Source organism: Vagococcus sp. WN80Y, from assembly GCF_059621045.1.
This window is the reverse complement of sequence record NZ_JCAQHY010000133.1, coordinates 1-25,610: the sequence shown is the minus strand read 5'-3', so window position 1 is coordinate 25,610 and position 25,610 is coordinate 1. Positions and strand designations below refer to the sequence as shown.

At 38.9% G+C, this 25,610-nt stretch carries 25 protein-coding genes and 1 pseudogene; 24 read left to right on the top strand and 2 right to left on the bottom strand.

All coding sequences use genetic code 11. The annotated features are described in order from the left end of the window. Positions 1-126 precede the first annotated feature (126 nt). From eutA to AC5KOD_RS07015, 19 genes are all read left to right on the top strand, one after another. Positions 127-1,560 (top strand): ethanolamine ammonia-lyase reactivating factor EutA, encoded by a 1,434-nt coding sequence (gene eutA / locus AC5KOD_RS07105; RefSeq protein WP_496913847.1) that lies wholly within the window; start codon positions 127-129, stop codon positions 1,558-1,560. Between the two features lie 50 nt (positions 1,561-1,610). Beyond that, positions 1,611-2,975: an ethanolamine ammonia-lyase subunit EutB gene (locus AC5KOD_RS07100; protein ID WP_496913846.1), complete on the top strand. Its 1,365-nt coding sequence runs from the start codon at positions 1,611-1,613 to the stop codon at positions 2,973-2,975. A 21-nt stretch (positions 2,976-2,996) separates the two neighbouring features. Next, a complete protein-coding gene (eutC, locus tag AC5KOD_RS07095; RefSeq protein ID WP_496913845.1) occupies positions 2,997-3,917 on the top strand; it encodes an ethanolamine ammonia-lyase subunit EutC in 921 nt (306 codons plus the stop codon). 58 nt (positions 3,918-3,975) lie between these two features. Next, positions 3,976-4,632 (top strand): ethanolamine utilization microcompartment protein EutL, encoded by a 657-nt coding sequence (eutL, locus tag AC5KOD_RS07090; protein WP_496913844.1) that lies wholly within the window; start codon positions 3,976-3,978, stop codon positions 4,630-4,632. A gap of 32 nt (positions 4,633-4,664) precedes the next feature. After that, positions 4,665-5,138 (top strand): BMC domain-containing protein, encoded by a 474-nt coding sequence (locus AC5KOD_RS07085; protein WP_496913843.1) that lies wholly within the window; start codon positions 4,665-4,667, stop codon positions 5,136-5,138. 14 nt (positions 5,139-5,152) lie between these two features. Next, on the top strand, positions 5,153-6,631 hold the full coding sequence (locus AC5KOD_RS07080) for an acetaldehyde dehydrogenase (acetylating) (protein ID WP_496913842.1): 1,479 nt from the start codon (positions 5,153-5,155) through the stop codon (positions 6,629-6,631). A gap of 54 nt (positions 6,632-6,685) precedes the next feature. Then, complete coding sequence (gene eutM, locus AC5KOD_RS07075; RefSeq protein WP_496913841.1) at positions 6,686-6,970, top strand: ethanolamine utilization microcompartment protein EutM; 285 nt, start codon at positions 6,686-6,688, stop codon at positions 6,968-6,970. A gap of 72 nt (positions 6,971-7,042) precedes the next feature. Beyond that, positions 7,043-7,654, top strand: a complete 612-nt coding sequence (locus AC5KOD_RS07070) for a hypothetical protein (RefSeq protein WP_496913840.1) — start codon at positions 7,043-7,045, stop codon at positions 7,652-7,654. 38 nt (positions 7,655-7,692) lie between these two features. Next, positions 7,693-8,337, top strand: a complete 645-nt coding sequence (gene eutD / locus AC5KOD_RS07065; protein ID WP_496913839.1) for an ethanolamine utilization phosphate acetyltransferase EutD — start codon at positions 7,693-7,695, stop codon at positions 8,335-8,337. Next, positions 8,330-8,911 carry a hypothetical protein gene (locus AC5KOD_RS07060; RefSeq protein ID WP_496913838.1) on the top strand — a complete coding sequence of 194 codons (582 nt, stop codon included), beginning with the start codon at positions 8,330-8,332 and terminating at the stop codon, positions 8,909-8,911. Before eutD ends, AC5KOD_RS07060 begins: the two co-directional genes overlap by 8 nt. A 14-nt stretch (positions 8,912-8,925) precedes the next feature. Next, positions 8,926-9,192, top strand: a complete 267-nt coding sequence (locus tag AC5KOD_RS07055; RefSeq protein WP_496913837.1) for a EutN/CcmL family microcompartment protein — start codon at positions 8,926-8,928, stop codon at positions 9,190-9,192. Positions 9,193-9,237: 45 nt separating this feature from the next. Further along, positions 9,238-10,338, top strand: a complete 1,101-nt coding sequence (gene eutH, locus AC5KOD_RS07050; RefSeq protein ID WP_496913836.1) for an ethanolamine utilization protein EutH — start codon at positions 9,238-9,240, stop codon at positions 10,336-10,338. Then, complete coding sequence (locus AC5KOD_RS07045) at positions 10,335-10,793, top strand: cupin domain-containing protein (RefSeq protein ID WP_496913835.1); 459 nt, start codon at positions 10,335-10,337, stop codon at positions 10,791-10,793. The genes eutH and AC5KOD_RS07045 overlap by 4 nt, the downstream gene beginning before the upstream one ends. Positions 10,794-10,814: 21 nt before the next feature. Then, positions 10,815-11,654, top strand: coding sequence for an ethanolamine utilization protein EutJ (gene eutJ / locus AC5KOD_RS07040; RefSeq protein WP_496913834.1), 840 nt, complete (start codon positions 10,815-10,817; stop codon positions 11,652-11,654). Between the two features lie 623 nt (positions 11,655-12,277). Continuing rightward, positions 12,278-12,751: an S-ribosylhomocysteine lyase gene (locus tag AC5KOD_RS07035; protein WP_496913833.1), complete on the top strand. Its 474-nt coding sequence runs from the start codon at positions 12,278-12,280 to the stop codon at positions 12,749-12,751. A gap of 11 nt (positions 12,752-12,762) precedes the next feature. After that, positions 12,763-13,533 carry an SDR family oxidoreductase gene (locus tag AC5KOD_RS07030; protein WP_496913832.1) on the top strand — a complete coding sequence of 257 codons (771 nt, stop codon included), beginning with the start codon at positions 12,763-12,765 and terminating at the stop codon, positions 13,531-13,533. Between the two features lie 15 nt (positions 13,534-13,548). Beyond that, on the top strand, positions 13,549-14,421 hold the full coding sequence (locus AC5KOD_RS07025) for a MetQ/NlpA family ABC transporter substrate-binding protein (RefSeq protein WP_496913831.1): 873 nt from the start codon (positions 13,549-13,551) through the stop codon (positions 14,419-14,421). Further along, entirely contained in the window at positions 14,418-15,122 is a 705-nt protein-coding gene (locus AC5KOD_RS07020) for a 5'-methylthioadenosine/adenosylhomocysteine nucleosidase (protein WP_496913830.1), read from the top strand. Before AC5KOD_RS07025 ends, AC5KOD_RS07020 begins: the two co-directional genes overlap by 4 nt. 140 nt (positions 15,123-15,262) lie before the next feature. After that, entirely contained in the window at positions 15,263-16,174 is a 912-nt protein-coding gene (locus AC5KOD_RS07015) for a LysR family transcriptional regulator (protein WP_496913829.1), read from the top strand. Positions 16,175-16,476: 302 nt separating this feature from the next. On the opposite strand, the pseudogene AC5KOD_RS07010 reads toward AC5KOD_RS07015, so the two are convergent. Next, positions 16,477-17,346, bottom strand: a pseudogene (locus tag AC5KOD_RS07010) (LysR family transcriptional regulator). Positions 17,347-17,454: 108 nt separating this feature from the next. Beyond that, complete coding sequence (locus tag AC5KOD_RS07005) at positions 17,455-18,672, bottom strand: dicarboxylate/amino acid:cation symporter (RefSeq protein ID WP_496913828.1); 1,218 nt, start codon at positions 18,670-18,672, stop codon at positions 17,455-17,457. Between the two features lie 603 nt (positions 18,673-19,275). Here AC5KOD_RS07005 and allC point away from each other — a divergent pair. From allC to fdrA, 5 genes are all read left to right on the top strand, one after another. Next, on the top strand, positions 19,276-20,508 hold the full coding sequence (gene allC / locus AC5KOD_RS07000) for an allantoate deiminase (protein ID WP_496913827.1): 1,233 nt from the start codon (positions 19,276-19,278) through the stop codon (positions 20,506-20,508). Between the two features lie 18 nt (positions 20,509-20,526). Continuing rightward, complete coding sequence (locus AC5KOD_RS06995; RefSeq protein WP_496913826.1) at positions 20,527-21,771, top strand: MFS transporter; 1,245 nt, start codon at positions 20,527-20,529, stop codon at positions 21,769-21,771. 25 nt (positions 21,772-21,796) lie between these two features. Beyond that, the gene (gene allE, locus AC5KOD_RS06990; protein ID WP_496913825.1) at positions 21,797-22,582 is read left to right on the top strand and encodes a (S)-ureidoglycine aminohydrolase; all 786 of its coding nucleotides are present in this window, start codon (positions 21,797-21,799) and stop codon (positions 22,580-22,582) included. Between the two features lie 176 nt (positions 22,583-22,758). Next, on the top strand, positions 22,759-23,826 hold the full coding sequence (gene allD / locus AC5KOD_RS06985) for an ureidoglycolate dehydrogenase (RefSeq protein WP_496913824.1): 1,068 nt from the start codon (positions 22,759-22,761) through the stop codon (positions 23,824-23,826). Between the two features lie 45 nt (positions 23,827-23,871). Beyond that, the coding region (gene fdrA, locus AC5KOD_RS06980; protein ID WP_496913823.1) for an acyl-CoA synthetase FdrA at positions 23,872-25,610 on the top strand (1,739 nt) is incomplete at its 3' end.

Here is a 25,610-nt window from a genome sequence, read left to right as displayed (position 1 = left end):
ATTAAATACCAACAAACACTGCTGTTTGTTAAACTAAGCAAAGACGCTTAAATGAACTCCATTATTGATGATGGATCTATTTTAAGTGTCTTTTTATTTGAAAAAATGACGAAAGGAGGGGAATACATGTCTGAAGAAACGGTCTTGAGTGTTGGGATAGATTTGGGAACATCAACGACACAGATGATTATATCTAAGCTTTACATTCAAAACATGGCTTCAGCTTTTACAATTCCGCGAATTACGATTACAGATAAGCAGGTTGTCTTTAGAAGTGACATTATTTTTACACCAATGTTAGCTAGTAATTTGATTGATGTTGACGCGATTAAACTATTTGTGGAGACTCAATATAAAAATGCTGGAATTGACAAAAACGAGATTCAAATTGGGGCAGTAATTATTACTGGGGAAACAGCACGTAAAGAAAATTCTAGTAATGTTCTTCAAGCTCTGAGTGGTTTTGCTGGCGACTTTGTTGTTGCAACAGCAGGTCCTGATTTGGAAAGTATTATTGCTGGACGAGGAGCTGGGGCTCAGACTTACTCGAAAGAACATCACACCTCTGTAGTTAACCTAGATATTGGAGGTGGGACGACCAATTTGGCACTTTTTTATGATGATGAAATCTTTGATACAGGTTGCTTAGATATTGGAGGTCGCTTGATTAGAGTGGAATCAGCAACAAATACGATTACGTACATAGCGCCAAAAATAGCTTCAATCATTGATCAAGAATCACTGTCACTAAAAGTAGGGCAACAGGTTACTGTCGAAGAATTACTACCAATTGTTAAAATTATGGCGACTTTACTTGAAAATAGTGTTGGTATTGGTGAAGAAAGTCCCTATTATCGACAAATTATCACGAATAAAGGTCTTGAATCTAATCGGAAGATTAACGCTATTTCCTTTTCTGGCGGGGTTGCTGACTGTCTTGTTAAAGAGTTGCCTGTTGATGCATTCAGATATGGTGATATTGGGTTACTTTTAGGCTATGCAATTGCCCATTCTCGACTGGTAATCGACATTCCAGTAGTTAAGTCAGTTGAAACTATTCGAGCAACCGTTGTTGGAGCTGGCTCGCATACTGCCGAAATTAGTGGTAGTACGATAACTTACCGTCAAGAGGTATTGCCAATTAAAAATTTGCCCGTGCTCAAGCTGAGTACACAAGATGAAATGGGGACGAGTCAAGAAATGGCTTCAGCCATCATAAAAAAACTTCAATGGTACCAGTTAGAAACGGATTTTCAAGAAGTTGCTTTAGGGATAGAAGGAGAGATGAATCCGAGCTTTCAACGGGTCTTGGATTATGCTAATGCGATCGTCAGCGGGTTAGACGATATGATAGTGCGGCAAGCAACGTTAGTTATTAGTGTCCAGCAAGATATGGCAAAATCCTTAGGACAATGTTTGCATAGTTTATTGCCTAAGGACTATCCATTTGTTTGTATTGATAGTGTGCGAGTTGAGAATGGCGATTATCTTGATATTGGTCAACCAGTTGCTGCTGGGAGTGTCTTACCTGTTGTTGTGAAAACGTTAATTTTTAATTAGAGATCGTATCAGTGATTGCGGACTACTAACTTTAAGGAGGAAAAAAGAAGATGATTTTAAAAACTAAGCTTTTTGGAACGATGTATGAATTTAAATCAGTAAAAGAAGTCCTAGCCAAGGCAAATGAAGTGAAATCAGGGGATACCTTAGCGGGAGTTGCGGCTCGATCAGCTGAGGAAAGAGTGGCGGCAAAAGTTGTCCTTGCTCAGTTGCAGCTTCAAGATTTATTTAATAATCCAATGGTTCCTTATGAAACAGATGAAGTCACTCGGATTATTATTGATGATGTTAATAAACGTGCTTATGACAAAATCAAGCGTTGGACAGTTGAAGAGTTACGCGAGTATATTTTAGATTTCAAAACAACTGACTATGATATTAAGCAAATTGGGCGTGGGTTGACTGCTGAAATGGTTGCTGCTGTAACGAAGCTAATGTCGAATATGGATTTGATTTATGCGGCGCAGAAAATAAGAGTGATTAAAACAGCTAATACAACGATTGGCGAATCTGGTCGGTTATCGTGTCGGCTACAGCCTAATCATACAACGGATAATATTGATGGGATTATGGCCTCTGTTATGGAAGGACTATCATTCGGGATTGGTGATGCAGTTATTGGCCTAAATCCAGTTGATGATTCGACTGAGAGTGTCATGCGTATTCTAAATAAGTTTGAGGAATTTAAAGAAGAATGGGATATTCCCACTCAAACTTGTGTGTTAGCACACGTTAAAACTCAAATTGAAGCAATGAAAAAAGGAACGCCGACTGGTTTAGTCTTTCAATCAATTGCGGGTTCAGAAAAAGGTAATACGGCTTTCGGTTTTACAGGAGATGATATCGCAGAAGCTAAAGCGTTAGCATTGGAGACGGGGGCGGTTGTTGGTCCAAATGTGATGTATTTTGAAACGGGACAAGGCTCAGAATTATCTTCTGATGCTCATTTTGATACTGATCAAGTGACGATGGAAGCTCGGTGTTATGGTTTTGCCAAACGATATGATCCATTTATGGTAAATACAGTTGTTGGCTTTATTGGGCCTGAATATTTATATGATTCTAAACAAGTTATTCGTGCTGGCTTAGAAGATCATTTTATGGGTAAATTATCGGGGATTTCAATGGGAGTAGATGTGTGCTACACGAATCACATGAAAGCAGATCAAAATGATGCTGAAAATTTAGCCTCTCTTTTAGCATTAGCTAATGTTAACTTTGTTATGGGAATCCCTCATGCAGATGATATTATGCTGAATTATCAAACAACTGGTTTCCATGAGACCGCTACTTTGAGACATATGCTTAACAAACGACCAACTCGTGAATTTGAACATTGGTTAGAGAAAATGGGAATTATGGAAAATGGATGCTTAACTGATATCGCTGGTGATGCTTCAATTTTCTTAAAATAGTAAAGGGGGTTCAACATTAAAATGGTAGATGAAAAAAGCTTGAAAGCAATTATAGAAACGGTTTTAGCAGAAATGACTGTTCAGGAAAGTCAGGAATCTGGAATTACTGCCACGGCAGTTCAGGAAACGGTAAAGCAATCAACAGACGGGACGGCTAGTTGTGAAATTGAAGATGGGTATATACCAGATATTACAGAGGTTGATATCCGTAAACAATTTTTAGTTCCTAATGCTCATGATGAAGAAGGCTATTTACGTATGAAATCTTATACTCCGGCAAGACTAGGGCTATGGCGAGCAGGACCTCGTTATAAAACGCAGTCAATGCTTCGATTTAGAGCAGACCATGCTGCGGCTCAGGATGCGGTATTTTCTGATGTATCGGAAGAACTCGTCCAGGAAATGGGATTTATTTCAGTACAAACAAAGTGTCAAGATAAGGATGAATATGTTACTCGACCTGATTTAGGACGTCAATTTGATGAAGAAACACGTCAATTGATTAAGGAAAAAACGACGCATGGTGCAAAGGTTCAAATTGTGGTGGGAGATGGTCTAAGTTCAGCTGCAATTGAGGCTAATATCAGAGATGTACTCCCTGCAATCAAACAAGGATTGAAAATGTTTAATTTAGACTTTGATCTTACGATTTTTGTAAAATATTCTCGAGTAGGTGCAATGGACGAGATTGGTGAACTGACTGATGCGGATTGCGTATGCATGTTGATTGGCGAGCGACCAGGTCTAGTAACAGCTGAATCAATGAGCGCTTATCTGGCTTATAAACCGACTATTGGAATGCCAGAAGCAAATAGAACGGTTATCTCTAATATTCAAAAGGGTGGAACACCAGCTGTTGAAGCGGGTGCATATATCGCAGAAGTTATTAAGAATATTATCGAAAAGAAAAAATCAGGAATTGCACTAAAAGAGTCAGAATAACGAAAAGAACGTAGTTAAAGCTACTCATTGAAATAAGAGAAACAAGGAGGAAATGTAAATGATTAATGAGTCATTAGGTGCCAATGTTTTAAGTGCCAAAATCATTGCGAATGTAGATGCCGGGATGGCAAAAGCTTTAAATCTAGATCCCCAAAAGCATCGTAGTATTGGATTAATCACATCTGACTGCGATGATGTTACGTACGTTGCATTAGATGAAGCGACAAAAAAAGCCGCAGTTGACGTTGTTTATGCTCGTAGTATGTACGCAGGGGCGGACAACGCAAATACAAAATTGGCTGGGGAAGTCATTGGAATTATTGCAGGGCCAACGCCAGCGGAGGTAAAGAGTGGTTTAGACGTTGTGGTTTATGAGATAGAGAATAGCTCTGGATTTATCAGTGCAAATGAGGATAATAGTGTACCGTACTATGCGCAACTGATTTCTAGGACAGGTACTCATTTGTCGAAAGAAGCAGGAATTGCAGAAGGTGAGGCGTTAGCTTATTTGATTGCACCACCGTTAGAGGCTATGTATGGCTTGGATGCTGCAGTCAAAGCCGCAGATGTTAGTGTTGCCGCTTTTTATGGTCCTCCATCAGAAACGAACTTTGGTGGCGGTTTGTTGACTGGCAGCCAATCAGCTTGTAAAGCGGCTTGTGATGCTTTTGCACAAGCTGTAGCACTTGTTGCCGCTAATCCCAAAATGTACTAGGGGGAACATCAAGAGGAAAGGAGGCTGAAATTTTGGCAATTCAAGCACTGGGGTTAATCGAAGTAAAAGGCTTTTTAGGTGCAATTGCAGCGACTGATGTGGCGTTAAAAACGGCAGAGGTTGAACTGATAAATGCTGAGAAAATTCGCGGTGGTTTGACTACCATTCAATTGTCTGGGGATGTTGCGGCTGTTAAAGTTGCCGTTGAATCGGGTGCGATCGCGGCTCGCAATTTAAATTGTCTTCTTTCAAGTCACGTTATTCCACGCTTATCAGTAGAGGCTGCTCAAATGGTCAGTAAGAGTGGTCATCAGCAAAAAGAAGTGGCTAGTTTAGAGAATCAGGTGCAAGACGAGGTAGTGTTAGAATCTACAGAGCCTGATAATCAAGAAAAGCTGAATTCGACAGTGGAGACGGCTGTAGCAGAAGAAATTAGTCATGACGTCAAGTTGAAGGAAGTTAAGAAGCGATCTAAGAAAAAAGAGTCACCACAGAAAAAGAAATAAAGGAGGGCTGAAATTTGGTTAAACTAGCAGATAAAGATTTGCTGTCTATTCAGGAAGTGCGAGATCTTTTAGTAGAGGCCAATCTGGCTCAAAAGGAACTTGCAACATTCTCTCAAGAGAAAATTGATACAATTTGTCAGGCAATGTCAGATGTCGCATATGATAATAGAGTGAAACTAGCAAAAATGGCTCGAGATGAGACTGGTTTTGGGATTTGGCAAGATAAAGTAGTGAAAAATTCTTTTGCGGCTCGATCTGTTTGGCAAGCAATTAGACAGATGAAAACAGTGGGGGTCATTTCAGAAGACCCAATGAATAAAATTACTAATGTAGCGGTACCCGTAGGGATTGTGGCTGGCTTAATACCTTCTACCAATCCTACTTCTACAGTTATTTACAAAGCGCTGATTGCTATTAAAGCTGGAAACAGTATTGTTTTTTCACCTCATCCAAACGCTCTCACGAGTATACTCGAAACGGTCAAATTATTAAGAGAAGCAGCTGTTAAAGCAGGATGTCCTGCAGGAGCAATTAGTGTCATGAATACACCAACTATTCAAGGGACAGATGAGTTGATGAAGCACCGCTTGACAAACCTAATTTTAGCGACGGGTGGTTCCGCTATGGTTAAGGCAGCTTATTCATCTGGCACGCCAGCAATTGGTGTTGGACCAGGTAATGGGCCAGCTTTTATCGAGCGGACTGCCAACATTCCGCTGGCGGTTAAGCATATTATGGATTCAAAAACATTTGATAATGGGACAATTTGTGCCTCAGAACAATCAGTCGTAGTTGAAGAAGTTAGTAAAGAAAAAGTCATGCGAGAATTTAAGAAGAATGGCGCTTACTTTTTATCAAAAGAAGAAGCGGCCATTTTAGAGAAATTCATTATGAGGGCGAACGGCTCGATGAATCCACAAATAGTTGGAAAATCAGTTCAAGCCATTGCTGAATTGACCGGTTTGAATATTCCTAAAGGGATTCGAGTATTGATTGCAGAGGAAGCTCGTGTGGGAGCCAAAATCCCTTATTCTCGTGAAAAATTAGCCCCTATTTTAGCTTTTTATACGACGAAAGACTGGGAGGAAGCATGCCATTTGAGTATTGATATTCTCAATCATGAAGGAGCTGGTCACACGATGATTATCCACACTGAAGATGAAGAAGTCGTGAAAGAATTTGGTTTGAAAAAACCAGTTTCTCGTTTGTTAGTTAACACGGGAGGTGCTTTAGGCGGTATTGGGGCATCTACAAATCTAATGCCTGCGTTGACCTTGGGGTGTGGAGCTGTGGGGGGAAGTTCAACTTCAGATAACATCGGCCCAGAAAATCTTTTCAATGTTAGACGTGTGGCCTATGGTGTGAGAGAGTTGGAGGAGCTGAGAGGTGACGATGCTCACATGGTTGATGAAAAAAGTGTTGTATCAGGGCGAGGCAGTAATGATGAGATGATCTCACAAATTGTTGAAGCAGTTTTAGCAAAAATGAATTAAGGGTTTTAGAGAATTAAAACATAAAAACAAACATAAATTAGGAGGAATATTATTATGAACGCAAATGCATTAGGAATGATTGAAACTAAAGGGTTAGTAGCAGCTATAGAAGCAGCAGATGCAATGGTTAAAGCAGCTAATGTGACACTAATTGGGAAAGAACAGGTTGGTGGTGGATTAGTTACTGTCATGGTTCGTGGAGATGTTGGGGCTGTTAAGGCAGCGACAGATGCTGGTGCTGCGGCAGCTGAGCGTGTGGGAGATTTATTGTCAGTTCATGTCATTCCACGCCCTCATTCAGAAGTTGATGATATTTTACCAAAAATGATCGAAAAATAATGAGTATCAGATAATAGTGCAGGGGTATCTTTCATAGGATACCCTTGCGATTTAAGAAAAGGATGTGAGGTCATGGCAGTCTTAACTGAATCTATGGTTCGACAACTGTTACGGACACAGCCAATGACAGAATTAAGCATCGAACCAAAAACGATCTTGACACCATCAGCTAAAAGTTTCTTAAATGAGCGTGGTATTACCTTGAATATGAAAGATGAGCAAGGTGAGTCGATGCTATCTAGCAAAGAGACTGTGAATACAGCGAATTCAAGTCCTAAAATTGATATAGATAATGCAAGATTAGTAAAAATTAAGTGGCAGATATTTAAAGTGGAGATGGTTAAGGTACAGCGTGAGGCCGCAGTAAGTAATGCTAGCAAACTAGTAAAAAAATTGTCGCTTGCTTTGACTGCTGTGGACCAGATAATTATTAGTTGTGAGACATCCAAAGTGATTAAACTGACTGTCTTGGCAGATACTACGCTACCTTTTTTAGAAAAGACAGAAATAACGTATGAACTATCAGAATTATCATTAAATCTTGCGAGTTTGAAGTACCGTGCACAAGAATTAGAAATTTTCATGAATCAATTTATTACTGATAGATTTGGGAATACGACAAGAAGTGATTTACAAGAAGCTTGTCGATGTTTGTCAGCCTATTTGAACGAATTAGAAGAGTAATAAAAAAGAGGCATTGCGCTAAAAGGAGGGATAGTTAAATGAATGAAGCAATATTAGAACAAATTGTTAGTGAAGTTGTGTCAAGGTTAAAACCGAATCTCGAGTTTGAAGTAGAAGCAAGTGGCCGTCATGTTCATCTGGATCGTAAGACAATTGATGCGTTATTTGGTGAAGGTTATCAATTGACTAAAGTAAAGGACCTATCACAGCCTGGTCAATTTGCGTGCAAGGAACGTATTACTTTAGTAGGTCCGAAATCTGCTATTCATAATGTCAGTATTTTAGGACCTGAAAGAAGTCAATCACAAGTTGAGATTTCTGCAACGGATGCTCTTTCATTAGGGATTAGAGTTCCAGTTAGAGAGAGTGGAAATATTGCTAATACTCCGGGAATACTACTTTTAAATGGAAGTCAGTCGGTTCAGCTTTGTCAAGGTTTAATCGTTGCTAAACGTCATGTTCATATGACAGAAGAAGATGCACTTTCAGCAAATGTTACTCAAGGTGAGATCGTACAAGTCAAAGTAAGAGGAAGTAGACCTCTAATTTTTGATGATGTTGTGATTCGCGTAAGCCCAAAGTTTGCAACCTTTATGCATATTGATTATGATGAGGCCAATGCTTGCGGCTTTTCAAAAGGGATTCGAGGAACAATCATCAAAAGGGATCAAGGCCATGAATGAGTTTGAACAACTAGTAGCATTTATTACTGATAAGGTCATTAAAAAAATAGAAATGTTGGAAAATGAAGAACAGTCAGGTAAGACCAGCATTTTTGTGATAGGCCAGCCATCGACTAGACTTGTGCAAATGTTAACGGAATCAGGGTATCAGCTTGTTTCAAAACTATCTCAAGGGACTGCACTTTGCGTGGCTGAGTTATCAGTTGAACGGCTGTCTAGAGTCGCACAAATGACACCCAGAGATGCTGAAGAAGAAGTAATTTTGGCACAAATGATGGCAAAAAGAGAGGTTTTTGTTAGTCACTCAGGTCGAGAATATGGTAGGGAATTGGTTAGCTACCCTTATTCAATAAGGAAGCAAATTAATGAATATGAAGAAGTTTGGCAACGATATGGTGCTATTTTTTTACGAGATTTTAAGGAGCAAGGGTCTCAAAAAGTGCTTTCTGTCACTCAATTACAGCAATTAATGATTGAAGGAAGTACAATTATTACAGTGAAAGAGGAAACTATCATTACCCCTCTAGCAAAAGATTTTCTTAAAGAGCATCAACTAACTTTAATAAAAAAATGAAAAGAGGCGTCGTTATGTTAATTGGAACAGTCTCAGGTAGCCTTTGGGCAACGCGTAAAAATGATAGATTAAATGGGTTAAAATTTCTACTTGTAGAAATTGAGCAAACTCAGAATCAAGATGGCAAAGTATTAGTGGCTGCAGATAATGCTGGGGCAGGATTTGGTGACCAAGTGTTAGTGACCACCGGTAGTTCAGCTCGCGTTGCACTTGAAGATGACACAATACCAGTTGATGCGACTATTGTGGGAATTATTGATTCTGTCGAGCGATCAAATTAGCATGGCACATCCTATAAGAGTATTCGAAGGAGGTAAATAATTATTATGGGCATAAATGAAATTATCATGTATATCATTGTTATCTTTATGGTGATTGGTGGTGTTGACTATTGTTTAGGAAATAAATTTGGGTTAGGCAATCAGTTTGAAGAAGGTATTATGGCTATGGGATCATTAGCACTATCAATGGTGGGGATTATTACCCTTGCTCCTGTTTTAGCTTCAATTTTGAAACCGGTTGTTGTACCTCTTTATACAGCATTAGGTGCCGATCCAGCAATGTTTGCGACAACTATTTTGGCGAATGATATGGGTGGGTTTCCGTTAGCTATTGAAATGGCTCAAACACCAGAAGCTGGGTTGTTTGCAGGAACAATTTTAGGTGCGATGATGGGGCCGACAATCGTTTTTACGATTCCTGTAGCATTAGGAATTATTGAAAAGAAAGATCATCAATTTTTGGCAACAGGAGTATTATCTGGAATGATTACTATTCCGATTGGTGCATTTGTTGGTGGCTTGGTTGCTGGTTTTGATGTTGTGATGATTTTGAAAAATCTTGTACCAATTGTGATTGTTGCAGCGTTGATTATGTTAGGATTATGGTTTATTCCAGATGGAATGATTAAAGGTTTTACTATTTTTGGTAAAGGTGTGGTAATTGTTGCCATATTTGGTTTAGTTGTTGGAGCAATTGAACAATTAGTTGGCATTACGCTGATTAAAGGGACTGCTCCAGTCACAGATGGGATTGAAACGGTTGGTGGTATAGCGCTGACTTTAGCCGGTGCCTTTGTTTTAGTAGAAGTAATTACCCGTGTCTTTAAGAAACCGTTAATGGGACTGGGAAAAGTCTTAGATATGAATGAAACAGCCGCCGCAGGCCTGATTGCAACAATGGCTAATAGCATTCCGATGTTTCAAATGATGAAGGATATGGATGATCGCGGTAAAATTATTAACGTGGCTTTTGCAGTTTCAGCAGCATTTGTATTGGGAGATCATCTAGGTTTTACAGCAGGAGTTGCTCGCGATATGATTTTTCCTATGATTGTTGGTAAGTTAGTAGGTGGCTTAACAGCTATTTTTGTAGCTATGTTTATGTCTAATCGTTTAGCAAAAAAAGGTGAGGTTGTGACAAAATGATTGAAAATAACCAAAAAGAATTGATTGAAAAGATGGTCAGAAGTGTGTTATTAGAAAAGTTGGGATCATTATCTGATTATACAAAAACAGTTGATCCAAGTGGTGTTTTGGCGGTTAAGTTGCCAACATTGCAAGTTTCCGAGGAGGACCGTTTAGACACTGGTAATTCAAGTGATCGTGTTTACTGTAAAGATTTAGTTACGTTAGAGGAAAGTCCGCGATTAGGTTGTGGCCTAATGGTGATGAAAGATACCACGTTTGATTGGACACTTGAGTATGATGAAGTTGATTATATTATTGACGGAACCCTTAGCGTTTTAATCGAAGGGCGTCGAATTTCTGCAGGGCCTGGTGAGATAATTTTTATCCCTAAGAGTTCAAGTATTAAATTTTCAGTTGAAGGTGATGCCCGATTTATTTATGTCACATACCCGGCCGATTGGGCTTCTCAATAATAAGTGGAGGGAAGATGAACGATGGTCAATTTGAATCATGCCAATACTTTGTTGAGAGACTTTAATGAGCTTGCGAATTCTAAGTCATGTCGTTTTTTTGATAAAGGAGAAGAATTAAAAATTGGAATTGATCTTGGAACATCATCAATCGTATTGGCGGTACTTGATCAAGCGGATAATCCTGTTTATGGAAGTTTTGAATTTGCTGAGGTTATTCGAGATGGTTTGGTTGTTAATTATTTAGAGGCAGTTCAGATTGTCTCTCGCCTTGCTAAAGAGGCTGAGGCTATTCTTGGAGTTCCTCTTAAAAAAGCGGCAACCGCTATTCCGCCTGGGACAATTGGCAATGATAAGAAAATTGTGTCCAATGTCTTGGAATCTGCTGGGTTAGAAGTTACTCGAGTTATTGATGAGCCCGTTGCTGCAGCTTGTTTGCTCGAAATGTCTCATGGTGGAGTGATTGATGTTGGAGGAGGAACAACGGGGATTAGCTTAATTGAAAATAATCAAGTGATTTTATCATTGGATGAACCAACAGGTGGGACTCACATGAGTTTGGTTTTAGCAGGGCATTACCGAATTAGTTTTCAAGAGGCGGAATTATTGAAACGTGATAAAAAAGCGGAAAAAACAAACTTTATTATTGTTAGACCTGTGATTCATAAAATGGCCGAGATTACTAAAGAGATATTGAACCAACATTCAATCGAACCGTTGTATGTAGTTGGTGGGGCTAGCTTTTTTGAAGATTTTGCTTCAACGTTTTCCAGTTACTTGGGTATATCGGTTATCAGACCAGATTTCCCTCAATTTGTAACGCCTTTAGGAATTGCTAAAGCGAGTGGTATACAGAATAAATAGTTTTATATGGGATTGGACTTGGTTGAAAGTAGCAGTGGCAAATGACGTGTTTCTGCTTATGTTGTAACGGTATCATAAGCTTGACGCATTATTGTCATGGTTTTCGTGCTATATAGCGTCCACTACATCTACATCCTATGTTAAGGAAAGAGATGCTGTTTGTCGCATCATTTTTTAGATCTAAATAGGTAGTCGAATGGTTATTTTATTTTACTAATTATAAATAAAAATTGACATATCTTTTTTTTGTAGTATACTTTTTAAAAATAGTTAAATAGTGACGCTTTGATGAGAAGAGTAACTTTGAAGGTTAAGAAAGAGAACCCGGTACGGTGAGAAAGGGGCTTAACAGAAAGAGTGAAGATGAGCTCTGAGCAACCATGAGGTTCACGCCTTTTGGTCGGTAGCAACCGTTATCTTGCCGAGTTTCAACTGGAACTGTCGAGATGTTATTTGTGAGAGTAACATGAATAAGGGTGGTAACGCGAAATCAATTCGCCCCTTTGTATTTACGCATAGAGCGTAGTGCAAAGGGGCTTTTTTGTGTTGAAACGGAAAGGAGCAACTGATAGTTACGAATTATCGAGCATCACTAAATCAATTAGAAAAAGGAGAAATTAATTATGGCAGAGGTAGAAAGTTTTACACTGGATCACAACAAGGTGATTGCCCCTTATGTTCGGGTGATTGCGACTGAGGAAGGTCCAAAAGGAGATATTATCACAAATTATGATTTACGTTTTGTACAACCGAATAAGGCTGAGATTCCGACAGGTGCGATTCATACTTTTGAGCATATTTTGGCAGCGTCGCTTCGAGATCGATTGACGGGCATTATTGATGTTTCACCATTTGGCTGCCGTACTGGTTTTCATTTAATTGTGTGGGGAGAGCATTCAGCAACAGATGTTGCAATTGCATTGAAAGAGACTTTGACAGAAATTGTTGAGGAAATCGAATGGGCGGATGTTCAGGGGACAGATGCCAAGAGTTGTGGAAACTATAAGGATCATTCGTTGTTTGGTGCAAAAGAATGGGCAAAGTTAATTTTAGAACAAGGAATTAGCGATCTACCATTTGAACGTCACACTGTTTAGGAGTGATTGCGATGGCTTTTTCTGAACTGCAAGATAAATTAGTTTTAATTGTGGGTGGTGCTCAGGGAATTGGTGCTTCTATTCGAAAAACATTCATAACAAAAGGAGCAAAGGTTATTGATGCCGATATTCAGTATAGAGCGGGCTTGAGTCAGGCCTCTGATGGCAGTTATGAGATATATGTGGATGTTTCAGTGGAGGGTTCTGTGGTTGTTTTAGTAGAAACATTAAAGCAGTCTTCAATGATACCAGATATCTTTATAGACGCTGCTGGGATTTCTACTATGGATTTTTTGACAGAAAGTCAAACAGTTGATTTTGATAGAGTCTTTGCGATTAATACTCGTGGTGCGTATCTGTTATGTAAATATATTGTTACCGAAATGAAAGCAGCTAAAAAAGCTGGAAGAGTTATCTTAATTGCTTCTCAGGCTGGTAAAAATGGTTATCGAGGAATGTCGGCATATGTCGCATCAAAGCATGCTGTTTTGGGATTAACTAAAACATTGGCGATTGAAGTAGCTCAAGATGGTATTTTAGTTAATGCCGTTTGTCCAGGGATTATTGAGACTGAGATGAAGTGGCGAGAGCGGATAGAAGGAGCCCAACTACGAGATATGACACCAGCTGAAATCCTTGCAGAAGATCGCTCTCAAGTTCCGCTAGGCCGAACGGGTCAGCCAGAAGATGTTGCAAATGTGGTATTATTTTTAGCTAGTTCATTGGCTAGTTATTTGACAGGGCAGGCGATTAATGTGACTGGTGGTATGACCATGCACTAGAAAGAAGGGAAATGTATGAAAAAGAGACTTTTCGGGATATTAGTCTTAGGCTTAATTGGTTTAACTGCTTGCGATACATCGGCAAAGGAGCAAAAAGTAGAAGAAGCATCTAGTAAAAAAAGTAAAGTAATTATTGGAGCAGTAGGTGGTGATGCAGAAATTTGGTCATTTATTGCTGAGTCTAAATTGGCAGAGAAAGCTGGTCTGGAAATTGAGGTAAAAGAGATTGATGGTGGACCGTTGATAAATACTGCAACAGTTGAAAAACAAGTGGATGTCAATGCCTTTCAATCCTTGGGTTATTTAGTTAGTTTTAATAAAGAGCATCAAAATGAGTTGTTGGTACCAATTGCAACAACCTATATCGAACCTATGGGTATATACTCGGATACCTACAAATCGATTGCTGAAGTTAAAGAAGGAACTGTCGTGGCTCTTGCAGATAATCCTGCGAATACGGCTCGTGGATTAAGATTATTAGAAGCTTCAGGATTAATTAAGTTGTCTGAAGCGTTTGATAATGGGACAGGCACACCATCTGATATAATCGAGAATCCTAAAAATCTAGAATTTAAATTAATTGATGACACGACTGGTCCGCGGATTCTGCAAGATGTTGGCTTAGCATTAATCAGTAATACTGTTGCTTTTGATGGCGGATTGAATGTCTTAGAAGATGCGATTTTTAAAGAGGAAGTGGATGACAATACTCAATCAAGTATTAATGTCTTAGCTGTCAGAGAGGATCGGCAAAATGATAAAAATCTACAAAAACTTGGAGCGTTGTTCCACAGCCAAGAGGCTAAAGATTATATAAAGAATAATTTTGGTGGAACCAAAATTGATGTTCAAGAGGAGATTAAACCGTTATGGGAGGCCGTCCAATGAAAATCGCTATAGCTGCTGCGATGTGGGAAGAGTTGGCGCCATTTCGTATCCATTATCAAGTAGAAACACTTTTTTCTCGAGGGAAAACTAAGATTGAAGAGGTGAAACATTCAGATAGCTCTCAACTTTTATTAGTTGAGACCGGGATTGGCAAAGTGAATGCCGCGAGTGCGACATCACTATTATGTGAGCAATTTTCTCCAGATATCATCATTAATACTGGTTCAGCAGGTGCATTTTCAATTGACTTATCAATTGGAGATGTTGTAGTTGGGACTGAGTATCGCTATAGCGATGTTGATGCAACTGGCTTTTCCTATGAGCTAGGGCAAGTTCCACAAATGCCTTCTAGCTATGCTGTTGAGTCTAAATGGACGACTTTGATTGAAGCGGTTCTTTTATCAGCTAATTATCAGGTTATTCATGGCTTGGTAGTGACTGCTGATTCGTTTATGAGTAATATAGAACAAGTTAGGCAGATTAAGCAGGCTTTTTCGACTGCATTGGCTTCGGACATGGAAGGGACTGCAATCGCTCAAATTGCTAGTTTTTATGAGATTCCCGTTTTGAATATTCGAGGGATTTCGGATATTGCTGGTGAGTCGGCGGCTGAAGCGTTTGATGAGAATATTGAGCTAGCTGCTGCTCATGCTTTTGAACAAACAACTGCAGTGGTTGCTAGCTTAACAGCTAAGTCATAAATAGTGTATAAAAAATAATCATGTGCCATTATGGACATGGTTGTTTTTTCTGTTACTCCAACTTTAGGTGAAAATCATGTATAATAAAGTCTTAATCCAGCAAACTGTTTGACAGTGATTTTTTAGAAAGGGCGAAGTCTATGAACATTCAACAACTTAAATATATGGATTCAATCGTTAGATATGGCACAATAAATGAAGCAGCAGTGGCTCCGTCCACTATTTCCACTGCTATTAAAGAACTGGAAGAGGAGATTGATTTAGTTATTTTTTCGCGCTCAAAGCGTGGTATGAAGCCGACAGAGGAAGGCGCAGAATTTATTGAATATGGCCGTCAAGTTTTGGCTCAATTAACTATAATTGAGGAGACTTATGTGAATCGTAAAACTAGAAAAAAACGTTTTTCGGTTTCTAGTCAACATTATGATTTTGCATCAGAAGCCTTTGCAAAATTAATAGAGCAATCAACAAGTGACAGCTTTTCGTATTGTTTTTTAGAAACAGATACAAAAAAGGTAATTGAAGATGTGGCTAATAATATTAGTGAAATGGGCATTGTTTATATCAGCGAATTTAATTCTGAGGTTCTTTATCGGTTATTTGAACGGGAAAATCTGGTGCCTACTAGCTTATTAGACTTTCAACCGCATGTGTATGTGGGGAAAAAACATCCCTTGGCGACTCAGAGGCTAGTGACTTATCAGCAACTAAGTGAGTTTCCGGCTATTACATTTGAGCAAGCGGAAGATACAGGAACTCAATTCTCAGAAGAGCCTCTTGAACTGCAAAACCATTCGAAAAAAGTGATTGTAAGTGATCGCACCAGTGCGATTAATATTCTAATTGGATCTACTAGTTATTTAACTGGCTCTGGCATAATGAGTAGTCCGATTACTAGAGATGTTCTTGTTTCTATCCCTATTGATAGTATTCAACAGCATCAAATTGTCTGGATTCAAAAACGAGAGGGACGTTTATCTGAACTAGGAGAAAGGTATGTCGGACTGCTTGAGAATACATTAAAGGTAAGAGATCAAGCTTCAAAAATTTAAAGTAATTCTTACTTTTACGAAGCAGACTAAGTTACTGTTCAGACTTAGTCTATGTGAACAGATGATGAGTAAAAAATAGTTAAGTTTTTTTATGAAGGTTGACATAGTAACGCATCAAATCCATTTTTCTAAATGTTGATTTGATGCGCTTAATTTTGAGTATAACTAATAAAAATGCTATATGAGAAGAGGCATCCTGATCGATTACATAAAGGTAAAAATATCTGGAATAAGGTGAGTCTTACTAGCAACATGTTTTTAGTAATGAGTGTATCCGCTACACTTTCTTCCAATTGGGCAACTTAAAGCTCTTCTAATTTAGATAATTGTACTTTAGAATTGGCAATCCAACCAACTTGAATTAGCTCATCAACTTTTAGTGGAATCGAGACGATGGTTGTGCCATTTAAGTCAGTACTCAAAATTTCTGTCTAGATTGTGTAGCCATTTAAGCCGATTAAAAGGTTAAATAGTGTAGCTCGATCACTTACGCGAATAGTTTTCGAATGACTAAGGGTGTTTAGTATTTCATCAGAATAGTAAAAAGAATTGTAGACACCTTGATCGAATGAGAGGTAGGGATATTCTTCAAGATCATTTAAGGTGACAACTGGTTGCTTGGCAAGAGGATTGTCGCCATTAATAAAAATATGAGGAGTGGCATCAAACTAAGCGAGAAAGAGTAGCTGATTGTCCTTTAACAATCTATCAATTATTTTCTGATTAAAATCATTCTTATATAAAATTCCAATCTCACTTCTCTGATTTTTAACATCGTCAATAATTTCATGGGTTTTTGTTTCACGTAATGTGAATTCGTATTCATCTCCACCAACATTTTTGATTAAGTCAACAAAAGCGTTAACTGCAAAAGCATAATGCTGAGTAGAAATTGAAAAAAGTGATTTTGCTGGTTTTTTGTTCATGTATCGTTGTTCTAGTAATTCGCTCTGTTCAACAATTTGCCGAGCGTAGCTAAGAAATTCAATACCATCAATTGTTAAAGAAATACCGGTACTTGTGCGAATAAACAGTTCGATACCGATTTCCTTCTCTAGTTCCTTAATAGCAGTAGACAGGGTTGATTGAGAGATATAAAGTTGTTTCGCAGCTTTGTTAAATGATCCAGCGTGAACAACTTCAATCATATAGCGTAATTGCTTTAGTTTAATACGTAATGCCTCCTTAAGTGTTGATTACTATTAGTATAACAAATGACTATCGATCTGAAAGTAAAAAGTGAGTATCGCCAGATTTTCCTAGCGATACTCACAGAATAGTTAAGATAAAATTGTTCGATCAATTTCGTTTTCATCCTTAGCAACAAGCAAGGCAACGGTTGTGTCACCGGCGACATTTGAGACGGTTCTAAACATTCCTGAAAACCAATCAATTCCCGCCAGAAGTGCAATCCCTTCAACGGGAATTCCCATACTAGGTACGACAATTGCCAAAGCGACCAACCCACCACCAGGTACGACAACGGTTCCCAAAGTTGCCAGAGTTGATAAGACAACGATGCTGATAATTGCTGATAAGTTAGTTGTAAGTCCATAAACTTGGCTTAAGGTGATACATGCTACGGCTAAGAATGTTGCTAGACCATTACTATTTAAAGCAAGGCCAAGAGGAAGAACGAGCTTGGTGATTTTTTTTGAGATACCAAGCTGGCTTTCAGCATCTTCCATTTCAATTGGTAAGGCAATTGCTGAACTAGTTGTTGTAAATGCAACAAGTAAGATTCGTTTCATACGAGTAAAAATGAGCATTGGGGAAACTTTGACGTAAATTCCAACAAAGATGAACCATATTATTAGAAAAACAGCAGTTGCGAGACCAAGAGTTAGTAGAAATTTTCCAAGGGGGAAAATAACCTTGAAGCCAACTGTGCCAGCTACCCAAGCAATTAGTGAAAAGACGCCAAATGGAGCAAGAGACATGACAAAGGTTACCATTTGAATGATGACTTTATTGAATTCTTTTAAAGGTCCGAGTAGTTTAGATTGGCCTTGTTCTTTTTGAATAAAGCTGAGAGCAACACCGAAAAGAACAGCGAAAACAATGACTTGAATCATGTTAGCGTCAGCCATCGATTTGATGATGTTGGTTGGGAAAAAATCAATAATCATTTCATCGATGCGTGTATTTGGTGCGGTAATGACATCACTCGTTTGTTTCCCAAGAGAGAGACCTTTACCAGGATTAATTAATAAGGAAAAAATGATGCCAACTGCGGAAGCTATGACTGTGGAGAGCATGAACCATGCCAAGCTTTTTAAGCCTAATTTCCCTAGGTCCTTAGGTGACAAACTCCCAACGGCTTCAATGACGGCTCCCATAACTAACAAGACAACTGACATTTGAATAAGACGTAAGAATATGTCTCCAATTATTTTTATGGGGGCGATCGACTCACCAACAGAAAGACCGACTATTAATCCGGCGACTAACATAACCATGATTTGATTGGTGGTACCCAATCCTTTCCAAAACTTCATGCAAAACATCCTCTCGATTTATCTTTATAATTCCTATTAAATAACTAAAGGGGGGGCCGTTTTGATTATTTTACGGGATGTATATGTGTTATTATATATCAGGCTGTATCTAAGGAAAAGAATTCCTGATCGCTAGATTAAAATAATAGCATGAAACGTTTTCAAGGGGATATAAGTGAAAGTGACAAAGAAAAAATGAGAATTGTTCAAAATGACCAAAATAACAAAAAGTTTGTAAAATAATGTTCAAAATGTTGCACAAACTTTTTACAGATTAAGGAACAGTGGGAGTTTAGCGGTATTTATATGTGAAAATCGGTTTAGTCATAATGGCTAAAGAGAGAGTTATTTTTTAGTGTAATTAACTAATGCTTACTTTCTGTAAAAGGCTTACACTTTAGTTGTAAATCAAATTAACGTGTCTTTATTTCTATTTAAAACCTATAATACTTAGAGAGGGCTTAGCTTTCAGCAAGAGTAGCTGAGAGGACTAATTAACTTCTTTCAATTATTTTGCTTAACAAATGGAATTATATCGGTGACTTTTTACAGGTTGATAAAATAGAAGTAAAACACGTGGACTATCAAGAAGGAGTGAACCAAATGAACGATTTAAGCACAGTAGTCGAAGAGCATGTGGCATGGTTATCAGGTATTGGAGCAGACCCTACTGGTGGAACAACGCGCTTATTATATGATAAGAATTGGCAAATTGCTCAAAAAGGTCTAAAAGAAAAATTTGAAAGTATTGGGTTGACGGCTACTTTTGACGCAGTTGGCAACTTGTTTGGCCGAGTTGAGGGCAGTAAATATCCGATGGAAACAATCATGACCGGCTCACATGTCGATACTGTTGTTAACGGTGGAGCTTTAGACGGCCAATTTGGGATTTTAGCCTCTTACTTAGCGGTTAAGTATTTGACTGAAACATATGGTCAGCCTTTGCGAAGCTTAGAAGTTATTTCAATGGCTGAGGAAGAAGGCAGTCGTTTCCCTTATGCTTTCTGGGGAAGTAAGAATATCTGGGGAATCGCCAATAAAGATGATGTGATTGAAGCTACTGATGCGAATGGAGTTAAGTTTGTCGATGCGATGAATGAGGCAGGCTTTGGTTTCAGAGCAGATGACGATGTACTTAGGAAAGACATTAAAGCGTTTGTTGAGATTCACATCGAACAAGGATCAGTTTTGGAAAAAACTGGTAAGCAAGTTGGTGTTGTAACAAGTATTGTGGGGCAAAAGCGCTATAACATTACGTTAAACGGTGAATCGAATCATGCTGGAACAACGCCGATGAGTTACCGTAAAGATACAGTTTATGGGATGAGCAAGATGATTAATCAATCTATCGATAAGGCTCGCAAGGTTGGAGATCCATTAGTTCTTACTTTTGGTCATGTAGAAGTACAACCAAATACGGTCAATGTTGTACCAGGTCATACGATTTTTACGATGGATTGCCGACATACTGATGCAACTGAATTGGCTAGTTTTACAGCAGAAATCGAAGCTGACATGAAACGAATTGCCGACGAACTTGGGCTTGAAATTGAGATTGATAATTGGATGGATGAAGCGCCAACACCTATGTCTAAAGAGATTGTCGACGTGTTAGAAGCAGCTTGTTCGGAAGCAAAATTGAACTTCCAAGTCATGCATAGTGGTGCAGGGCATGATTCGCAAATTTTTGCTGTAAATGTGCCAACAGCTATGTTGTTTGTGCCAAGTATTGGAGGGATTAGTCATAATCCGGCTGAAGCAACTAAAACAGAAGATTTAGTTGAAGGTGTTAAAGCATTAATTGCCTCATTATACAAGTTAGCTTACGAAGATTAGAGAGCGAGGGAGAAATAGATGGAGAATGTTAACACTACCCAAAAAGGGTTACAGTATTGGCAAAAAGTGATTGTTATGTTGTGTTTAGGATGGGTGACGATTTGGATATACCGTTCAGCATTGACGCCACTTTTTCCAGAAATAAAAGCAACAATAGGTGAGTATTCAAATGCTCAAATGGGATTGATTTCGAGTTGTTATTTCTTTGGCTATACAGGTATGCAAATTCCAGCGGGGATTTTAGTTGATAAGTTAGGTAAAAAGACCGTCTTAATACCTGGTTTCTTATTATTTGCAGTAGCAGCCTTCTTTATTTCAACTGCAACATCAATTACCTCAATTTATATTGGGAGTGTTTTAGCGGGTATTGGTTGTGGGTCTTACTACGGAGCGGCTTACTCACTTTCTTCTGAAAGCATTCCGGCAGAGCGGCGTGGTCTTTCAACTGCGATTATCAACAGTGGTTCTGCTGTAGGTATGGGCTTTGGGTTGATCGGCTCAAGCTTAATCGTTAAGCAATTTGGTATGCCTTGGCAAACAATGATGTACATTTGTGTGGTTGCGATTATTGCAATGGTCGTGGTTTTTGCAGTAGTTATCAAACCTGGTCAAGTAGCATCTGTTTCAAAAGTTGCTGTAACTGAAGAGGCAAAAGAAGTTCAGCCACAAGGTAAGGCTAGTATGAAGAATCTATTTAGTTTAAAAATGATTACCGCGTATTTGTTATATTTTGGAACGTGTTATGGGTATTATATGGTAGTAACATGGTTGCCTTCATTCTTGCAAGAAGAACGTGGTTTCCAAGGCTTAGCAATTGGTTTTTCATCTGCGTTAGTAGCCTTCGCTGCGATTCCAGGGGCCTTGTTCTTTAGTCGCTTATCAGATAAAAATCGTGATAAAAAGATTAGCTTTATCTTTGCATTAGAAATTGCTGCAGCATTAATGTTATTATTGACGGTTCTTGCACCATCTTCAGGTATTTTATTAGTGGCACTTATCCTATACGGTTTGTTAGGGAAATTAGCTGTTGAACCAATTATCATTTCATACATTGCTGACAGTGCTTCTAAAGAAAGTTACGGTACAACATTTGGCGTATTTAACTTCTTTGGGATGAGTTCATCTGTCATTGCTCCTGCTTTGACGGGGTTAATATCAGATAATACTGGCTCAAAAATTATGGGCTTTTACATTTCAGCTATCATCTTAGTTGTGGCGACACTTCTATTTGTAGTGACGAATAAGAAAAAAGCAACAGTTTAAATTATATATGAAAGAGGCGTAAGAAATGGGTTACAGAACAAACGAGTTGGGTTATCCAACGGATTTATTAGCATCACGTGCAAGAATAGAACGAGGGAATTTTGCACTTATTCCGCCACAAGGTTTAGTTAAAAATGTGTTGCCGGGCTTTGAAAATTGTGAAATGACTATTTTAGCAACCCCAAAACTAGGTGCATCATTTGTTGATTACTTATGTACGGTTTTACCAGATGGAAAGAATGAACAGGGCTTTGGTGGTGATGGGATTGAAACCTTTATCTATGTCATGAATGGTGAGCTGACGGTTTCTGCTGGCGATGAACAATTTGAGTTGACAGCGGGGGGCTACGTTTATTGTCCACCAACTAAGCAATTAACGTTTGTCAATATGTCATCTGAAGCGGCAGAAACCTTTTTATATAAAACAAAGTATCAACCAGCTGCAGGCTATGAGCCTTATGTAGTATCAGGCAATACGAATCAGATTGAGGGCGAAGATTATGAAGGGATGACCGACGTTAATCTGAAAAATTTATTGCCATCTGAATTAAATTTCGATATGAATTTTCATATTTTAACTTTTGAAACAGGAGCATCTCATGGCTATATTGAAACTCACTACCAAGAGCATGGCGCTATTTTATTGAGTGGCGAAGGAATGTATAACCTTGATAATCACTGGATGCCAGTAAAAAAAGGGGATTATATCTTCATGGGTGCCTATAATTTACAAGCTTGTTATTCAGTTGGCCGGAATGCACCGTTGAGTTACTTGTACTCAAAAGACTGTAATCGAGACGTTGAATTATAATCAATAAAAATGAGACGTTAATGTTTCTGCTGTTACGAGTCATAATTTCAAACTTATAGAATGAGGTATCATACCACTCTCGTTTTGCTCCTCCTTTGTAACAAAAAAGGGGAGCAAAATTGTTATTAGGCGTAATGGCCTTATCATTTATTTAGCTTCATATTAGGAGGATTATCATGTCGGAGGAATTAGTTTATCTAACAGCGACAGAACTAGAATCATTAGTTAGTAATAAATTACAAGCAGCAGGATTAAAGGTAGAGCATGCTGAGGAGGTTGGTAGACATCTTCGCTATGCCGATGCTCGCGGTATTCACTCACATGGAGCGGTTCGGGTTGAGTATTATGCAGAACGGATTGCCAAAGGTGGCTTAACGTTAGAACCAGCTTTCCATTTTGAAAAAACGGGGACAAGCACAGGGATTTTTCACGGTGACAATGGCTCAGGGCATGTTGCTACGAAAGAAGGGCTATTTCATGCAATTGAGATGGCTCAGGAGACAGGGGTCGGTATCGTCGGTATTTCTAAAATGGGACATAGCGGTATGCTATCATATTACGCGGATATTGCCGCTCAAGCTGACTTAATTTGTTTAACCGTTTGTCAATCAGACCCAATGGCCGTTCCATTCGGTGGAACTGAACCCTATTTTGGAACAAATCCAATTGCCTTTAGTGCCCCAACAAAGGGTGATCGACCGATTATTTTTGACATGGCGACAACGGTTCAGGCTTGGGGGAAAATTTTAGATGCTCGTAGTAAGCATGTAGAGATTCCAAATACTTGGGCTGTTGATGCAGATGGACAAGCAACCACAGATCCTCATAAGGTTCAGGGGCTTTTGCCAATCGCCGGTCCTAAAGGATATGGATTGATGATGATGGTTGATATTTTATCAGGTAGTTTGTTGGGATTGCCATTCGGTAAGCATGTTAGCTCGATGTATTCCAACTTATCAGAAGGCCGGAATTTAGGGCATTTACATATTGTCATTAATCCCGCTTACTTCACGGATTTGAATCAATTTAAAGAGAATTTGTCAACGATGATTGCAGAATTACATGAAAATAAACCATCTAAAGGCTTTGAACAAGTACTATACCCTGGTGAGTTGGCTGAGAAAATTCAAGTCGAAAGTGATGAAAAAGGAATTCCAATTGTAAAAGAGATTTATGATTATTTGATTAGTGATACGATTCATTATGATAAATACGATCATTCAGATCCATTTGCTGAAAAATAAGAGTTAAAACGAATCCATAGATTAAAAATGTCAGGAGAGTGTGGAATGTTACAAACAATTATTATGAAAAATAGTTATCAAGATTCAGTTGTTTTAATGTTACTAACAAGTAAATTGAACCAGTTACCGAGTGTTGAGCGTGTATCGATTATGATGGGAACGCCAGCAAATAAGGATATTTTAGTTTCGGGAGGATTTGATACTCCTGAAATGTCTGAAGCTACTTCTAATGATATGCTAGTGATGCTTGAAGTTAAGGCAGAGGATGACACTCAAGAAATTCTTGAATTGATTGAGAAGGAGCTAACAGGCCAAAAGGAAAGCGACGGGGAAGTGAAGGAAAAGATTAATACTTGGGATAAAGCGCTTAAGGCTATGCCAGATGCTAATGTAGCCTTGATATCTATTCCAGGAGCTTATGCTGCGTTGGAAATTGAAAAAGCCATAGATAAAGGGTTACATGCCTTTGTTTTTAGTGATAATGTGGCAATTGAAGATGAAGCGCGCTTAAAGAAAAAAGCCCATGACAAAGGCTTGTTAGTAATGGGACCTGATTGTGGTACGGGGATTATTCATAGTCTACCATTGGCTTTTACAAACAATGTCCGCAAAGGCGCTATCGGTGTTGTTGGCGCTTCTGGGACTGGGATTCAAGAAGTCACAACACTCATTCATCGCTATGGTCAGGGCGTAACCAATGCAATTGGAACAGGTGGGCGTGATTTATCCACTGAGGTTGGTGCAGTATCGATGATTGACAGCATTATCGCTTTAAATGATTCTGCCGATACAGACGTGATTGTTGTGATTTCTAAACCACCAGCAAAAGAGATTGAAACAAAAGTTTTAGATGTGCTACGTCAAGTGACAAAGCCAGTTGTTACGTTATTTTTAGGTTCAAAACCAACAAGTCACGAAGAAAATTTATACCATGCTTACACCTTAGAAGAGGCGGCTCAATTAGCAACTAAGCTTTGCAACCATGAAGAGGTTGTTTACGCTCCGGCTGAGGCTAAGGAAGTAACTAAAGCAACGGCGACTGGAATAAAAGGACTTTATTCAGGCGGAACTTTAGCATATGAAGCGGCTTTTCTCTTACAAGATGCGTTAGAATTGACGGATAGTGGTCATGCAGAAGGGTTTATCATGCAGAATGGTCCTCATGAAATCATGGATTTAGGAGATGACATTTATACAAATGGCCGTCCGCACCCAATGATTGATCCAGAAGTTCGTGTGACGGAGCTTAATAAAGTGCTAGATCAACCAGAAGTTGGCGTTGTTATGCTAGATGTGGTTTTAGGTTATGGCGCGCATGAAAATATGGCTGCTGCACTAGCTGATCCGATTCGTGATGTTCAAGCGAAATTAGCAGAACAAAATCGTCAAGTGGTGATTGTTGGTGTGATTGTTGGAACAGACGCTGACAAGCAAGGATATGATTCTCAAGTAGAAATTCTAGAAGATGCTGGCGTGATCGTCTGCCAGAACAATGTCCAAATGATTCGGACGGCATTAGCTGCAACAGGGCATACATTAAGCTTCGCTGAAAAAGAAGTAACAGAAAAGGTAGCAAGCTCATCAGAAACTCTACCAATAGCCTCAGAAAAAGTAACAGATTTGTTAGCCTATAAACCAAAAGTAATCAATATTGGCTTACAAAGCTTTACCGAATCGATCACAGATAATGGTGGAGAAGTGGTTCACTTCGATTGGCGACCATCAGCCGGTGGCGATGTTAAGCTTCAAAATGTCTTGTATTTCTTATCAAATTACGAGTTCAC

Bases quoted from the DNA above. Each gene is read 5' to 3' on its own strand.
- AC5KOD_RS07045 (WP_496913835.1), top strand. From the start codon at position 10,335: ATGATTGAAAATAACCAAAAAGAATTGATTGAAAAGATGGTCAGAAGT.
- eutH (WP_496913836.1), top strand. From the start codon at position 9,238: ATGGGCATAAATGAAATTATCATGTATATCATTGTTATCTTTATGGTG.
- eutA (WP_496913847.1), top strand. From the start codon at position 127: ATGTCTGAAGAAACGGTCTTGAGTGTTGGGATAGATTTGGGAACATCA.
- AC5KOD_RS07025 (WP_496913831.1), top strand. From the start codon at position 13,549: ATGAAAAAGAGACTTTTCGGGATATTAGTCTTAGGCTTAATTGGTTTA.
- eutD (WP_496913839.1), top strand. From the start codon at position 7,693: ATGAATGAAGCAATATTAGAACAAATTGTTAGTGAAGTTGTGTCAAGG.
- allD (WP_496913824.1), top strand. From the start codon at position 22,759: ATGTCGGAGGAATTAGTTTATCTAACAGCGACAGAACTAGAATCATTA.
- AC5KOD_RS06995 (WP_496913826.1), top strand. From the start codon at position 20,527: ATGGAGAATGTTAACACTACCCAAAAAGGGTTACAGTATTGGCAAAAA.
- eutJ (WP_496913834.1), top strand. From the start codon at position 10,815: ATGGTCAATTTGAATCATGCCAATACTTTGTTGAGAGACTTTAATGAG.
- AC5KOD_RS07020 (WP_496913830.1), top strand. From the start codon at position 14,418: ATGAAAATCGCTATAGCTGCTGCGATGTGGGAAGAGTTGGCGCCATTT.
- eutM (WP_496913841.1), top strand. From the start codon at position 6,686: ATGAACGCAAATGCATTAGGAATGATTGAAACTAAAGGGTTAGTAGCA.
- AC5KOD_RS07070 (WP_496913840.1), top strand. From the start codon at position 7,043: ATGGCAGTCTTAACTGAATCTATGGTTCGACAACTGTTACGGACACAG.
- AC5KOD_RS07015 (WP_496913829.1), top strand. From the start codon at position 15,263: ATGAACATTCAACAACTTAAATATATGGATTCAATCGTTAGATATGGC.
- eutL (WP_496913844.1), top strand. From the start codon at position 3,976: ATGATTAATGAGTCATTAGGTGCCAATGTTTTAAGTGCCAAAATCATT.
- AC5KOD_RS07055 (WP_496913837.1), top strand. From the start codon at position 8,926: ATGTTAATTGGAACAGTCTCAGGTAGCCTTTGGGCAACGCGTAAAAAT.
- AC5KOD_RS07060 (WP_496913838.1), top strand. From the start codon at position 8,330: ATGAATGAGTTTGAACAACTAGTAGCATTTATTACTGATAAGGTCATT.
- allC (WP_496913827.1), top strand. From the start codon at position 19,276: ATGAACGATTTAAGCACAGTAGTCGAAGAGCATGTGGCATGGTTATCA.
- allE (WP_496913825.1), top strand. From the start codon at position 21,797: ATGGGTTACAGAACAAACGAGTTGGGTTATCCAACGGATTTATTAGCA.
- AC5KOD_RS07030 (WP_496913832.1), top strand. From the start codon at position 12,763: ATGGCTTTTTCTGAACTGCAAGATAAATTAGTTTTAATTGTGGGTGGT.
- AC5KOD_RS07005 (WP_496913828.1), bottom strand. From the start codon at position 18,672: ATGAAGTTTTGGAAAGGATTGGGTACCACCAATCAAATCATGGTTATG.
- AC5KOD_RS07035 (WP_496913833.1), top strand. From the start codon at position 12,278: ATGGCAGAGGTAGAAAGTTTTACACTGGATCACAACAAGGTGATTGCC.
- AC5KOD_RS07100 (WP_496913846.1), top strand. From the start codon at position 1,611: ATGATTTTAAAAACTAAGCTTTTTGGAACGATGTATGAATTTAAATCA.
- eutC (WP_496913845.1), top strand. From the start codon at position 2,997: ATGGTAGATGAAAAAAGCTTGAAAGCAATTATAGAAACGGTTTTAGCA.